Source organism: Pseudovibrio flavus (genome assembly GCF_009711345.1).
Lineage (GTDB): Bacteria > Pseudomonadota > Alphaproteobacteria > Rhizobiales > Stappiaceae > Pseudovibrio > Pseudovibrio flavus.
Map to the genome: position 1 here is coordinate 21,578 of NZ_SMMA01000058.1, position 15,799 is coordinate 37,376.

7 protein-coding genes are annotated in these 15,799 nt (G+C 48.4%); 2 read left to right on the plus strand and 5 right to left on the minus strand.

All coding sequences use genetic code 11. The features are described from left to right. Positions 1-144: 144 nt before the first annotated feature. Together E1162_RS06810 and E1162_RS06815 are read left to right on the plus strand one after the other, a co-directional pair. Positions 145-7,716: a type I polyketide synthase gene (locus E1162_RS06810; RefSeq protein WP_257098721.1), complete on the plus strand. Its 7,572-nt coding sequence runs from the start codon at positions 145-147 to the stop codon at positions 7,714-7,716. Then, positions 7,716-9,071, plus strand: coding sequence for an aminotransferase class I/II-fold pyridoxal phosphate-dependent enzyme (locus E1162_RS06815; protein ID WP_155128631.1), 1,356 nt, complete (start codon positions 7,716-7,718; stop codon positions 9,069-9,071). Before E1162_RS06810 ends, E1162_RS06815 begins: the two co-directional genes overlap by 1 nt. Before the next feature lie 74 nt (positions 9,072-9,145). On the opposite strand, the gene E1162_RS06820 is transcribed toward E1162_RS06815, so the two are convergent. From E1162_RS06820 to E1162_RS06840, 5 genes are all read right to left on the minus strand, one after another. Next, positions 9,146-9,979 carry an SDR family NAD(P)-dependent oxidoreductase gene (locus E1162_RS06820; RefSeq protein ID WP_155128633.1) on the minus strand — a complete coding sequence of 278 codons (834 nt, stop codon included), beginning with the start codon at positions 9,977-9,979 and terminating at the stop codon, positions 9,146-9,148. A 1-nt stretch (position 9,980) separates the two neighbouring features. Further along, complete coding sequence (locus E1162_RS06825; RefSeq protein ID WP_155128635.1) at positions 9,981-11,618, minus strand: capsular polysaccharide export protein, LipB/KpsS family; 1,638 nt, start codon at positions 11,616-11,618, stop codon at positions 9,981-9,983. After that, positions 11,587-12,945 (minus strand): capsule polysaccharide biogenesis protein, encoded by a 1,359-nt coding sequence (locus E1162_RS06830; RefSeq protein WP_155128637.1) that lies wholly within the window; start codon positions 12,943-12,945, stop codon positions 11,587-11,589. Before E1162_RS06830 ends, E1162_RS06825 begins: the two co-directional genes overlap by 32 nt. After that, complete coding sequence (locus E1162_RS06835) at positions 12,924-14,318, minus strand: capsule polysaccharide biogenesis protein (RefSeq protein ID WP_155128639.1); 1,395 nt, start codon at positions 14,316-14,318, stop codon at positions 12,924-12,926. Before E1162_RS06835 ends, E1162_RS06830 begins: the two co-directional genes overlap by 22 nt. Before the next feature lie 73 nt (positions 14,319-14,391). Then, positions 14,392-15,519: a polysaccharide biosynthesis/export family protein gene (locus E1162_RS06840; protein ID WP_257098722.1), complete on the minus strand. Its 1,128-nt coding sequence runs from the start codon at positions 15,517-15,519 to the stop codon at positions 14,392-14,394. Positions 15,520-15,799: the final 280 nt, after the last annotated feature.

Sequence of the window (15,799 nt, forward strand, 5' to 3'; positions counted from 1 at the left end):
CAGATACCCTGAATTTTAAAGTAGAATTCAGGGGAATTTTTAAAGATTTATTAGTTTTCATAGAAGTCACAGTTCTCCGTTTTTTGCCATTATGCCCGAACAGGCCATTTTACGAGTGCGGCCAAGTAAATTTCGGAAGTAATGATGGCAATAACTGCGACTAACGTTGATATAATTGGTTTTTCCTGTCGGTTACCAGGTGCATCCAACTCCAAACAGTTCTGGGAGCTTCTAGAATCGGGAACATGTTCTGTTTCCAGTGTAGGGCCTGACAGGTTTGCAAAACAGCGCTTCTTCTCTCCGGATAAAAGCGCTGCCGGAAAGACATACACTTTCGCGGCAGGTCAGATTGACGACCCATGGGGCTTTGATCCTGCTTTCTTTGGCATCTCCCCCAGAGAAGCGGTGCAAATGGACCCTCAACAGCGGCTATTGCTGCAGGTTGTCTGGGAAGCTTTGGAACACGCAGGCACGAAGCCAAGCTCTTTGGCTGGCACAAATACCGGCGTTTATGTCGGTGCTTCTGCGCTTGACTATCATCATCGCTTTTTATTCGATCAAGCTGCTGCTGACGCACAGTTCATGACTGGAAACACACTTTCCATTGTCGCAAATCGTATTTCCTACATATACGACCTACGCGGCCCTAGCTTTACCATCGACACCGCTTGCTCCTCCTCCTTTGTAGCTCTACACGAGGCGTTGACTGCATTGGAAAGCGGGCAGATTGATACCGCAATCGTATGCGGTGTAAACCTATTGCTAAGTCCTTTTTCCTTCATGGGTTTTTCACGGGCCTCTATGCTGTCGCCACAGGGTCTTTGCCGGGCTTTTGACGCCAAAGGAGACGGTTATGTGCGCTCAGAGGGCGCGGTTGCCTTTATCTTGAAGAGATCTGATATTCTTGATTGGCGCGACCAGAGTTTTGCTCGCTTGCTTGGCTCCGGCCTAAACTCCGATGGACGAACTGTTGGTATGTCATTGCCTTCAGGGAGCGCGCAAGCCGAGTTACTGAAAGAAGTTTATGGTGGGCTTGAGATCGATCCGAACCAACTCGCGTTTATCGAGGCACATGGGACCGGAACACGTGTAGGCGACCCAGCAGAGGCTCATGCCCTCGGCACAGTATTAGGCCAAAACCGCACTTCTGCGCTACCCATCGGCTCAGTGAAAACGAATGTTGGTCATCTGGAACCCGTTTCTGGACTTGTTGGTCTACTCAAAGCAACGCTTGCTCTCAAAGAAAACACGCTACCTCGCACACTGCACTTTAACGAACCAAATCCTGACATCGATTTTGAAGGGTTGAATCTTTCCGTTGCAGCGCGGCAGCTACCCTTGAGAGAGAGTGATAGCCCTCGACTTGTGGGTGTAAACTCCTTTGGTTTCGGCGGCACTAACACGCACGTTGTAATATCCGATCCAGTGGTAGCCCTACCTACAGTAAAGGCGAAAGGCGACACGCCTCTCATTTTGTCTGCAAAGGGCAACGCAGCACTGCAAGATCAGGTGAAAAACTATCTCGATTACACCTCTTCCATGTCGGCTGAGGAGAAACAGGCTACTGCAAACGCTCTTGCATACAGGCGAGATCGACTGGAAAACCGACTTGTCGTGTCAGCAGCAAATGATGAAGACCAGCGCAAGGCACTTGAGACCTTTCTTGATGGTAACGCGGACGACCGCATAACACTTGGCTCCGGCGCAGAATTCGATAGCCCAGTTGTCTTTGTTTTTTCAGGCAATGGAGCTCAATGGGCGGGCATGGGTATTGATGCCTACCAACAAGACCGGAGTTTCCGCAAGGCTCTAGAACGGGTCGATAAACTTTTCATGGGCCTTTCCGGATGGTCCCTTGTCACAATGCTCTTCTCTCAAGACTTAGAGACTGAAATTGAACGCACCGAGATTGCGCAACCTCTCCTTTTTGGAATTGAGGTCGCCATTGTTCAGGCGCTCAAAGCAAGAGGCATAAAACCAGCGGCAACGTTGGGTCACAGTGTTGGTGAGGTAGCAGCGGCTTGGGCTGCAGGTCGCCTTTCATTGAAGGATGCGGTAAAAATTATCTATCACCGCTCCAGCCAGCAGGAAATTACACGTCATTTGGGCGGCATGGCCGCACTTCTGCTTTCAGAGGCTAACGCTACAAGTGCAATTGCAGAATCTGGTTTATCGTCACTAACAATTGCAGCGATTAATAGTGGGCGAAGTGTGACGATCTCGGGTCGTAGCGAAAGTCTCGATGCTTTCACACAAATTGCTCGTGAAAACCGTTGGGCTTTGCGAAAACTTCCGTTTGCTTATCCATTCCATTGCGATCTGGTTGAGCCAATTAAGGAACCATTATTGGCCGCACTAGGCGACATTAAGCCCAAAAAAGGCTCAATTCCATTTTTCTCCAGTGTGGCACCTGATAATCCAGACCCCAAACTCGACGCCGCATACTGGTGGCAAAATGTTCGGCAGCCTGTTCGCTTTCAGGATGCTGTAAATTACAGTCACGTTAAGTTACCTAACGCGATCTATCTAGAGGTCGGCCCCAATGCGGTTCTAGGCACTTATCTGCGCGACATTTTCAAAGAACGGGAAGCACGGGTAACAACTGTTGCAAGCTTAAAGCGCCCCGAAAAGAACCAGATATCATGTGTCAATCCCCTCGAGAAGATAGCAGCGAGCTTGGTGGCAGAGGGCGGGGCATTCGACGAACCTATCTTCTTCGGACGGGAATATGCATCCGCCGCCGGTCTTCCATTATACCCATGGCAGAACGCCGAATTCATTGCTGATAGGACCGACGAAGCCATTGAGCTATTCCATCAGGACAGTTGGCCTCTTCTCGGTCACAGAGACAGACAATCGGATTGTGAATGGTACAATCTGCTCGGCATTGCGTCACATCCGTACCTGAAAGACCATAAGGTGGATGGAGCTTATGTCTTTCCCGGAGCCGGCTTTATTGAAATGGCCGCCAGGGCCGTCAAGGAGTGGACAGGCCAGGATTGCGTTGACCTTCGAGATTTCGATATCCTCTCCCCTTTAGTTTTGGACGACGGTCATGAAACCGAAACGATCACTCGGATTTCCAGCGATGACCGTGTTGTTGAGATATCGAGCAGACCGAGATTGAAGGGAGCTGACTGGTCTCTTCACTTTAGAGGGCATTATCAAACAGCGACTAAATCAAGTTTGGGGCACATCGCAGTTGATGGCGCAGAAGAAGGACATTCAATCCCTGGGTTTCAGCTCTATGAATTAACTCAAAAGTTTGGTTTGAGCTACGCTGAACACTTTTCACTGATACAGAACATTGAGGTCACTGGAACATCATCTGTAAGCGCAACGCTATCTCATAGAGTACCCACTGGTAGTTTCTCCGTGTCTCCATTTCACTTAGATGCGGGATTCCACGCACTTTTTGCTCTGATCGAGGAAGATACATTACTCCCGAAAGACTGCGGCTTTGTGCCGGTAAGATTTTCAAGAGTGCAAATTTCAAAGTCAAACGCTGTCCCAACCCTAGTTAATGTTTCAATCGAGCGCGTTGCAACTCGTTCTTTGGTTGCCGACTTTGTCTACATGGATGAAGCAGGTGTTCCAATCGCATCGCTTCAAGGCGTTCGTTTTAAGGCTATGCCTTTAGCACAATCCAATCAGCAGGACGGAATACACTATTACACGTTTGCCAAGCGCTTGTCGCAGAGCGCTTCTCATAACGACTGGTTGGAAAGCTCTTACTTCAACATCGCTGCAAAAATGACCTTTGATAGATGCAAAAGCGATCAGGCTGTAGAGGTAGATCTCTACCTTGAAGCCTTTGCACTTACTTTTATTCACGATCATTTTTGGAAGCTGTCACAAGAGTTCAACCGACTAATAAAACCACTTGATCTCGTTGAAAGACAGAGAATACACCATTCTTCGCTCCCGTATCTAGAGCGACTTTTGACTTTCCTAGAAGATAGCGGATTGGCGGTAGAAACTGAAGGCGCTTGGGAAATCGACAAACCTAGCGACCCCCAATTGTTCCAGAATTTGGCTCGAGAATCTATTTCCCGTTTTCCGATGGAGACGCCCCTTATCTCCTTGCTTGCCAGAGTTAGCAAAGACCTAACAAGTCTCCTACAAGATGGTTTAGCAAAGGATGCCAAAAGTTATTTCTCAGATACGCTCTTTATGGCGGCCATAGAAACTCGCTCTGAGCGCCTTTCGGGCAACACAGTTTTGAGTGACGCCTTCTTGGAAATTCTCACAAACAAACCCAAAGACACGCGCGTCCAAGTTGCCGTTCTGGGATGCAACTTAGTAAAGCATAGCTCTGAATTCTCGAAGCTTTTACCTCTAGAAGCGGCTTCTATTTGGGTGTTTGACACCGACAAATCAGCAATAGAAAGAGAGGAGCGAAACTGGCAAGGCCCCGCTAACTGGAATTTTAGATATCTGGACAAAGCGAGTCTTGAGGGCATCGATTCCTTTGATATTCTCATCTCCGTTGATGAAATAAGCACGATCGACAGAAACCTCTTTTCTACCCTAGTAAACAAACTAGTTGGAGGAGGCTTATTGCTCGCCTCCCCGTTAATGCCTTCCGTCATCAGCGACATTATCAACGGTGTTGGTGTTAATTGGTGGGAAGAGAACTCTGTCCCAGGTTTTCCGTCCGGCAGAGCCCGCAGCGCAGAGGACTGGCAGCGGGAATTGGGATACACAGGCTTCGCCAAATCTTCGATCACCTCCTCACCAGATGGGACAGTTTGTTTAATCGCAGCGCAAAAGGGAATTCGCCCCAGAGATAGTGAAGCCGCTACACAAACGAGTGTGTCGAACAGCAACATCCCCACTTTCCTTCTCATTGCGGATCCTGAGAATGGAAGCAATAAAGTAGCTAGGGCTATGCAATTGGCCCTAAGAGACCGTGGTTGTGATGGTGTCCTTGCTATTTGTTCAGATAAAACAGAGAAGGTAAGCGACAACGAATGGTTGATTAACCTCGATCGTGGCTGCCCAAAACTAGCGTACCTTTTGGACACCTGTCCCGCTGGCATCGTTCACATGGCTGGTGCTTACAGCTGCAGCCCACTTGCTCAAAATGATGTAGAACAACGTCTCTTTGCTCTGACTGAGCTTCTTACTTCAATTAATAATCGCAAAACTAGTCTTGCCATCTTCGCACCAGGGGGTGCTCAGCATCACACGGGGGCAGCTAGTCACAATGCTTGCCAAGCTGCGGTTTGGGCGTTCGGGCGTGTTGCTCTGAATGAGTATCCGAATATCGACATCAAAATGATTGATGCTCATCCCACCTTAGAACCTGGGGTTGTTGCAGTTCGGTTGACTGAAGAACTATTATGTACCGATCAGGAGCGAGAAGTCGTAATAGACAGTGCTGGTCGTAGTGGGTTGCGGATTGCTCCTTGGAAAGAGCCATCGCAAGAGAGAGCGGTTAACTCTCTCGCCTTATCTCTAGGAGATAGGACTGGAATTGATGCGCTGAGCTGGAAAGCATCTGAACGAGTTACCCCTGGTAGCAATCAGGTTGAAATTGAGGTTATCGCTACTGGTTTGAATTTCCGTGACGTTATGTGGTCCCTAGGACTTTTGCCGGAAGAGGCTCTCGAAAATGGTTTCGCAGGCGCTAGTTTGGGAATGGAGTGCACTGGGCGAATTACAAGAACCGGCGAGGGTGTTTCGGACTTCGAAGTCGGCCAAGAGGTTATTGCTTTCGCCCCTGCGTGTTTTTCAAAATATGTAACACTGCACGAAAGCTACTGCGTTAATAAACCTGATGCATTGAACCCAATCGCGGCTACCACAATTCCTGTCGCCTTCTTGACAGCATACTATGCCCTTGTAGAGCTTGCACGCCTCAAGAGCGGAGAAAGCGTACTAATACATGGAGGCGCAGGCGGTGTTGGTCTCGCAGCGATACAGATTGCCAGATGGCGGGGGGCTCGCATTTATGTGTCTGCAGGTTCGCCCGAAAAACGCGCCTATCTCTCAACTCTGGGTGTTGACGGTGTGTTTGACTCTCGCTCTTTAAATTTCGATGAACAGCTGATGGCAGAAACAAATGGCCAAGGCGTGGATCTGGTACTCAACTCTCTTTTCGGAGAGGCTATGGAACGCAGCCTCAATACTTTAAAACCCTTTGGTCGTTTTTGTGAATTGGGTAAGCGAGACTTCTTTTCCAACAACCGAATTGGGCTTCGTCCATTTCGTCAAAACCTGAGCTATTTTGGTATAGATGCGGACCAATTGTTATCTCTGCATCATAATAAGGCTCGTCTGATATTATCACAGCTAATGGAGCTCTTTACGGATGGGACGCTCACTCCTCTTCCTTTTCGAGTATTTGACGGCAAGGATACGCAAGAAGCTTTCCGTTTAATGCAACGTTCGGGACACATTGGAAAGATCGTCATTAAAGCTCCACAGCTCCCAGAAAAAAGCAATTCTATACCGAAGCTGAAATTTAGACGAGACGGTGCATATATTGTAGTCGGAGGCACTGGGGGCTTCGGAGGACAACTAGCCATACTATTGGCAAAGGAAGGCGCTCGCAATATTTATCTATTATCTAGAAGTGGAGATACGTTGGAAACTGTACACAAAACTATCAAAGAGTTTTCAAGCCTAGGCGTAAAAGTAACGGTTATGGCGTGTGACGTGTCAAACAAAGAAAAACTCTCTGAGTGCTTAACGTGTGTGCGAGAAAGCGGTCATGACATTAACGGTATTTTTCACTGCGCAATGTCTCTGCGAGATGGCCTAATCAATAATCTTTCGAACGAGGACTTTCAACTTGTCTTAGATGCGAAGATCCAGGGCGCGAGCCATTTGGATGAGCTAACCAGTCTAGATCCAATTGATCATTTTGTCCTTTTCTCCTCGGCAACAACCATCATTGGCAATCCTGGTCAAGCAAACTACGTAGCGGCCAATGGTTATCTAGAGGCACTTGCGGCTAGTCGACGGCAAAGAGGTTTGGCTGGACTTGCCATTTCTTGGGGTGCGATTTCTGACGTAGGTTTCCTTGCTAGAGATAAGGAAAAAAGTAAACTTCTCGCGAGAAAATTGGGCACACATTCCCTAACTTCGAAAGAAGCACTAGCAGCTTTAAAGCGACTTATGTCGCTAAAGGCATCAGAGATGCCATTGGCATCGGTTGCAATTGCAAACGTAGACTGGTCAGAGGCTGCAAAAGATCTGCGCCTTCTTAGTTTGCCTTATGGCGAGTACCTTTACATCTCGCGTTCTAAAGATGGACTCGGTGGCGTAGGAAAAAGTGAACTTAGAGCCTTCCTGAGAGGGAAGACACTCGAGGAAGCAACTGTAGCCCTCAAGGAACTCCTAGCAAAAGAGATTGCACGAATCCTGCGCATTACCTCTGACGAAATAGATCCTTACAAACCACTCTCCGCAATCGGAATGGACAGTTTGATGGCTCTAGAACTTCGGACCAGTGCTGAGTCACAACTAGGTATAGAGATACCTCTAATGTCGATTGCCAGCGGCACAACTTTGGCCGACTTTGCTCGAAAAATAGCAAAGCGCACTAAAGATGAAAATTCGGAACAAAGCCTAACTAACCTAGAGGCACAGGCACTTGAAGGGCACCATATAAACGGCGGTATAGATCTAGAGAATGAGGAAATTTCTGCCGTTATAGACAAGATTGAACGCTCTTCTCGAGATATAGATACAATTCTGGAGAGATAATGATTCAGAGAAAAGAACCCTCTAGCCATGAACATCTCCTTGAGGCTGCTTTAAATGCGAGAAAGGCAGTATCTCAGAGGAAGAAAATTCAAAGAAGCCCTTTTCAAGGCTCGTTTGATTTTTCAACGCTACCGGAAGTAAAACAACTCGTTGTCCAAAAGGCTGCCGCTGACTTTCTCGGGGTGCAGAATCCTTTTTTTCGCCCACATCAGGCGCTTTCCCGTGATGAATGTCAGATTGATGGACATAAATATACAAATTTTGCGTCATACAATTACCTCGGTTTCAACGGAGATGCCCGTGTAGCTAGGGCTGCGATCACAGCAATAGAACAGTTCGGCACAACTGTTTCTGCAAGTAGGATTGTGGCTGGTGAGAGACCCTTTCATCAGGAACTTGAGCGAGCTATTGCCCGAAAATACGGCGCAGAAGACGCAGTCGTGATGGTCAGTGGCCATGCTACGAATACTACGACCATTGGTCATTTGATGGGCCCGGATGACTTAATTATCACCGACTCTCTAGTACATAATTCAATATCAGAAGGGGCCCGACTGTCAGGAGCAGCTCGTTTCAATTTCCCTCATAACGAATTAGACAAACTAGATCGGCTACTTGCAGAGAACCGTCATAAATACAAAAACGTATTAATAGTTGTCGAAGGGCTCTATAGCATGGACGGTGATACGCCGGATCTAAATCGACTGGTAGATCTAAAGAGCGCTTACAACGCTTGGCTTATGGTAGATGAGGCCCACTCTCTTGGAGTACTAGGAACATACGGCTCAGGGTTGGCCGAACACGCAAGCGCATCCCCAAAGTCAGTAGAGATTTGGATGGGGACGCTGAGTAAAACGCTTGCTTCGTGTGGGGGGTATATAGCTGGCAGCAAAGTACTTTGCGATTATCTGAGAGCCACCGCACCTGGTTTTGTTTATTCAGTAGGCTTGGCGCCTCCCCTTGCCGCATCTGCGCTTAAGTGCTTGGAACTTATGGACTTAGAACCAAACCGTGTGGATGTCTTGAGGGCGAACTCAAAGCGCTTCATCGAGAGCGCTAAGAGTGCCGGACTAGATACGGGGCTCAGTGAAGGATATGCGGTTGTTCCAATAATGGTGGGAGATTCCATTAGCGCGGTTGCGCTATCCAACAAGCTGCTATCCTGCGGCATCAATGCACTACCTATTATTTTTCCGGCGGTTCCAGAGAAGCAAGCTCGGCTTAGATTCTTCGTTACGGCAGCTCATAGCTTTGAGCAAATCGACTATGCGGTCAAAATGACCCGACAAATGCTTGATGAGGTCCGATCAGAGGCTTCATTAAGCGATAAATTACGCGAAAGCATATCAAGTTAGTTTTTTAACTATCTTAACAATCTCATATGCCGTAACGCACAAATTTTCTTAGTAGGTTAGAGGGCACTTTACCTTTATGCAGGCTCCTTATTGCCTATACACTTCACTAGCCTGAGATCATCGCTGACCACGGCCTGAAACGGACGCATTGTTAAGTCAGAAAGCGTTGCAGGTAAAAAGAAGTTTTGTAACCAAAGGGACACAGTAAGAGCCTTGGGGAAGGCTATTGATGGTCTCCGGCGAGCAAGTCCTCTAGAGATGATGGCTGCAGCACGCTCAGAAGAAATTTCAAAGGGCTTTAGGCCGCTGTGGCGGGCAGTCATATCGCTGGTCACAAAGCCGGGATAAATTACACATACATCTACCCCGAACGGTTTTAACCACCCTCTAAGGGCAATACCATAAGCCGCGATCGCCGCTTTTGATGCACTATAACTTGGCATGTCGGGTAGCGCCCGAATTCCGGCCAACGAGGATACTAATGCAATCTGGCCTCTCCCGCGTTGCTTCATCTGCTCCAACAACGGAGAGACTGTATTAACGACACCTTGCACATTGATATCCAGTAGTGCACGTACGGCATCTTCATCTTCCTTGGAGCGGTCTACTCCAAGACCGTTACTCACACCTGCATTGGCGATCACAAGATCGACAGCAGAGACCCTATTAAACCGGAACAGCGCCTCCTCCATGACATGCTGGTCCCGAACATCAATCGCTTGAATTTCACAGTCGGCTCCCAATTGTTGGCAGAGCTCACCTGTTTCTGCCAGCGCCTCTAAATTTCGACCAATCAAGAGAAGCTTCGTCCCTTCTTTCGCAAACGAGATGGCGAGATCCCGCCCAATACCTCGTCCCGAACCAGTAATAACGACTGATTTGGGGTGATGTTTCTTGCGTCTAAACATATCAGAATCCTAGTTGCCGTCCTGCCCACGATAACTTTTGCAAAGCTGCTGTTTTTACGAACTCCCGCCTTTTAGCTCTTAGTTCAACTAACCCCTTAATCAACTGCTCTGGTGTAGTTGGCAGCATCGACTTGGGATCTAAACAAAGCTGATAGTCAACAAGGCAAATGTAGATCAGCTCTTCTAAACTAAGTTTACGTTTGCGCCGCTTAGTAGGTGTCCTGTCGTTTGTTACCCCCCAACCAGCATAAAATGGTATGCCATAGGCATAAACTGGTATTTCTCTGACTAACGCTTCAAAGCCGGTAAGAGATGAGAAGGTAGCAACTGAATCTACGCGATCAAGCACCTCAGTAATCGATTGCTTTTCAACTACTTGATCACAGAGCGTTGCTTGGATCTGCGGCTCTATTGCCCCTTGCCGTAGTCCTGCGACAACGTCAGGGTGAGGTTTGTAAACAATATGGGCCTCGGGAAAGTCTTGCCGAACCCGTTGCAGTAATTCAACATTTACATTGGAGCTAGCTTCCCATTCGATCAAAGATGACTGAGACTTACGTACTGCCATGTCATCACTAACCTGCCCTGGTACTAGTATTGCGCCTTCCGGAATTTTTAGCTTCTCCCGCCCTCGAGAAGTGAGGTTGTACTTTGAGATTTTGTGTTTACGCAGCATCGAAAGAAGCAGCACTCCACGCTGCCGCTGCCACTCATTCAACTGTTTATGATTGAGAAGATACTCTAACCGACTTGGTCTAGAAGCATCATAATATATCCCTCTATCATCGAAGGCTATCGACGCCCCTCTTACTAAGCCGGCCCCAAGCCCGACGGAACGTAAAAAACCGTCTTCAATGAGGTAATAATCGTTAGACTGCGGTAGGTGCGGAGAGTTGTACGCGGCGGCGGCCCAAACAAGCGCTTTACTGGTACTTTCTTTAGCCCGTTTAATGGCATCTTCCGCGCTATCAGTAAACTCCACCTTGTGGGGCCATTTTTCGAACAGGGCGCGAATTGTGGCTCGGTTCCACGGCTTCACGCCTGCGCAGATATAGCTTTGATTTGCAAGGGCTTGACACTGCCTCTGGGCTTCCACCAAATCCAGCGCCTCGCGAGCTGAAAGTAACTCACCATCATGAGGAGAAAAATACACAGAGCAGTGTGTTAGTAACCACTCACAAGAGATGTTCTCGCGAATGAAATCTCTCGACTTCAGAAACGAGTGTAGGGCTAAACTTTCTACGGCACCGCCTATCTCATGAAAGCGCTCCGCAACTAGCTTTGGTGGTAAGTCATCGGGCGCACTTTCATTCTCCCAGAACGGACGAACTTCGCTATCGCCTAAAAGGCGAATGAGGCTGAGGCTACAGCAATCCCTATTCTTCAAATCAGGAAGTAAGTCAAAAGGTCCACCACAGTATCCGACTACTGGTAAATCATACTCTTCTGCCCACTTAAGTGCGGGCTCTGCTTGATTGCTGTCAAGTGAGACAAGTACGCCCCGAGACAGTCTTGCAGGTAGACGATTTACTATCAGCGATGTTCCAAACACCTTGCCTAGGCGCTTCATCTGTCCAGCGGGTGCTCGCCCGAAATGACGATAGCCTTTAAAACTCATAGGCAGGCTCCACAACTGCATTCAACACTCTACGGCGAGGCGGTAACCTATCTTCCTCTGGGAGAAGCAAATAGCTCAGGTCAGAGAGCTTTAGAGCAATATTTCGGCCCGCGATTTTGAGGCCCCTTCGATTATAAATCGAACCATGGACTTGAGATCCAAACTCGAGAACCTTTTGGAACGCCAACAACGTGGGCTTTTCTGGCGTACGCCCATTGGCCCAAAAATCATCTAGTTCTTCTTGAAAGGTCAGTCTCTTAAGATCATATAGGGCCATCCCCATGCACTTCACTGGCAAGTCTGCCTGAAGCGCTTCAATCCCTGCTGTCGAATTGATTGTTACAACACCGCGGCATCCTTCAAAGAATTGCGAGAGCAATCCGCAATCAACGAGGTGAACTCTGCCACTTACAGCGTATTTGTTTGCCAGAACTTCAAGCCGTTCAGACCAGTCTATAGCACCGGTATCTAGTGGATGGGATTTAACAACTAACTGACTGTTCTGATGAGAGAATTTTGAGAATGAGCTGACTACTTTTTCAAGTGCTTCAAGCTGCCCTGAAAAAGGAGAGTTCTTTCTAATCTGAAAGTCGCCTTCAAGCTGGAGCGGAAAGAGATAATGACCGTACTTGCTTTGGCTAACCGCTTCCAAGGCAGAAAACGTGTCCCTCTCTCGCGATGACTTTCTAAGAGACCTTGCCAAGAAACCCAAGTATTCGCGAATGGGATGATAAAGAGTATGCCTGCGATAATGAGGAAAAAGTGGAACGAGCGCTATGTTCAAGAGGTTGTAGAAAACGTCCGGTGCTGCAACTAAAAAGAAGCTCGTCTTGAAGTGCTCTTTGTGTTTTGTATCCGGTAGTTTTGCAGCAAGCGCCTCAATCTCTTTGGGGCAATTGGGTAGCCAACTGTTTGGTCCAAGTCCATCAGCCTCCAGCGTTAAGAACGAAGGGCGGAGCATTCCCAGTTCTGTCACCGATACAAACACACTCTGTTTTCGTGCTTCACGAATAGCAACGCGGTGATAGAAACGCTGATCTGAGTGCACCACAAGGTCTGTTACCCCTAACTGCGCCATCAAAGCTGCACACCAAGCCTTCCATTGACGCGGTTTACCTCGAAACCAGAAAGTACCCTTGCCAGGCCAACCCCATACATCGCCTGCACAAAGGTTTACGCGATACACTTCGTGGCCCATTTTACGTAGCCGTCTTCCCACCTGTCGAAACAATGGTGAAATCGGCCCCTGTAGAAAAATAAATACCCGTTTACCCGCAGCACCCTTTGCAGCCACTGGGATATTATCTCGAACTAAACCAGACATTCTCAGGCCTGTTGCTTGCTCCATGCGCTCAAGATCCGGTCTTTTTGACCACGGGACTTAATTTGCTCCAACAAACTAGTGGGAATGCCGAGTTCTCTTGCTCGCGACAAACGCGGAGGAACTTCTTCCAGAGCACCAAGGCTGTTGATCCGGTTTTCGATGAGCATTCGCGTTGCTGAAATAGCCGCCACCTGCCGGCCTTCCCGAGTGTAAAAATTGCCCCTTACCTGAATGGTTGCCGCCAGCGCTTTCTCCAAATCCGCAAGCAGCTCTCTATCCGGTGGTGAAGGTCTGTTCCAAAATGCATCCAGACCATCTTGGAATGTTATTCCCTCAACGTCATAGAGGGCAATTCCTAGAATTTTGACAGGACACATCAACCGCAACGCATGTAAGCCTGTGGTGCTATTAACCATTATTGCCCCGCTCGCATGCTTGAGAAGGGTGGTAAGGTTGCCTCCATCGATCACATGAACGCGTCTTTTTACCCCGTAGGCCTTAGCTGTTTTCTTGATCAAGCTCACCCACGGTTCAATGCCGTTATCAAGCGGATGAACCTTGAAAACCAGCCGCTGCGCTTTAGGGGCCGAGCGGGCAAAGCTCTCCAGTACCAGTTCTATCGCCTCGCCCAAATGATCAAACTGCGAGTTATATCGAAGCTGATAATCGCTCTGAAGTTGCAGCGGAAATACGAAATAGCTTGCGCCGCTTTCGATCACATCTTCAATAAGCATGTTTGCCGCCCTGTTCTTCCGGTTCGAACGGAAAAGACGGGGTAAAATGCTCAAGTACTCCACGAGCGGATTGTAGTATTTATCGCGATCAAACCTCAAATAGGTCCAAAATAGAAAGAAATTGCTGAGGTTATAGACCACCTCCCCTACGGCTTCCTGCCAGAAGGGATAGGGATACAAGGGACGAGAATCCATTTTGGGGCTATCGGCAGCAATGGCTCTGATCTTGTCTGCTGAGAGAGGGAAACGGGAGTACGCCCCCATTCCATCCCTCTCCAGCGTTATCCAGTCAGGCCGCAAGTAACCAAATTCGTAGGCGTAACACGCGACGCCGATTTTTCGGCATAGCTCTAGAGCAGCTGCATGGTAGGGAAAACGGTCCTGATAATAGACAACATCTGTAATGCCGTGGTCTGCAATAAAGCCTTCCAGAAACTCAGGCCAATCATTCAAGCTACCGCGGTAACTCGTCGCCCTCTTATCATGCCAGAAAAGCCAATCACCGATGCATAGGTTAATTCGGTAAGTTCTAACGCCCCATGCTTCGCAATGGTTGGCCATATCCCGTGCAAAGAATGAGGGAGGTCCCTGTAGAAACAAGAAGGCACGTCCCTTTTTTAAAGGGCGTTTTTCTTCAACTGGCCGCTCGTTTTGTGCATTCATGGGAACTAAACCGACTATCCCTTTACAAGGCTGTAAGCATTAGTTTTTTCCGTCTGCCCGTTCCGCGCAATCCCTAGAAAAGCTCTAGGTTATTGACAGTGGCAACATTGGAAAGCAGCGGCGCGAGAATTTGCAGAAATTTGCCAAACTCTGCCGTTGGATGTGAGGAAACGTAGAGAATATCCTTGTCGCGCATACTGAAAGATCGCGCTTTAAGGTAACCGTTAGCCTGCCTAACATTGAGGCGGTAAATAACCGGCACCTTTCCGCCCTGCATGATCTCTCTTTGGGGCTGCAAGCGTTGTACGAGAGATCTGTCCTCATAACGGAACAGGAAAACACCGGTCGGGTCTGCGCGATAATCTGAGAGCCCGCCAACAAGGGCAATAGCCTCTGCCAGCGAAAGCGACTTTGTTTTAAATGGAACCAACTGCTCACGCGCTACAGCGCCAAATGCCGAGAAGCTTCGAGGATGATAGGAAAGCAGGATATTATCGCCTGAGGCGACTTGAATGTTGTTTCGCGGATTTTCTATTAGTTCCTCAAAACGCGCTGTCCCGGACCTTCCCTGACGCTTGAGCGTTACAACCGTTTCATAGGTTGTTTTACTCGCGCCGCCTGCCTCTGCAACAATCTCCAAGAGCCTCGAACCTTGGCTACTTATCGGGTACCGGCCAGGCTTATTGACGTCGCCAACCACGACGACCGAATTAGACCTGTTGCCCGTTAGGTGCACCACAACCTGCGGCTCAATCGCTTTACCTGTAAGCTGGCGCTGAATAACACTGCGAACGCCCTCTACGCTCAAGCCCTTTGCCCGTATTCGCCCTGCGTATGGAACGAAGATGAAACCGTTCTCATCCACTTGTGTTTCAACGCGGGATTTCTTTGAAGTCGCGGTAGAAAAAAGTCCGTCTTGCGCTGCTTCCCAGATACTGATGCTTAAGGAATCCCCTACCCCAAGGACCTGAGTGGCCCCTCTCTGCGGAACGCCGCCGAACTGCTCTGCAAAGCCCGCTGGCGCGTAATGGCGCAGGGTCTGGAGTGCTGCATCATCAAGTTCAACAAGCGCATAATTTGCCGTATATGCGTCTTCATTGACCTGCTCAGACGAAATAGCATAGGCGCTCGGACCATCATTTGGCAGCGCACTACAACCGGCAAGCATCAATGTAACGCAAACTAACCAATACCGCAGCATTCACGCCCCACCGGCTTTCATTCTTCATTAATTCCGTAACAAAGAATGCCGATTCAGTATCCGTTAGCAACTAGAGCAAATTAACCCATTGAATTTACATAGGTTATTCAACTGCACATATACCCAATCAATTACACAGCAAACCCCAATATCAGCGCGTTATTTATTACAATTACAATAGCACTAGATCTTTGTAATGACACAGTAAGTCTATGAATTCACTAAAGAAAGCAGCTCTCCAAGGCGAACTCGTTTTTTTTATGGATAGAGAACAACTCTA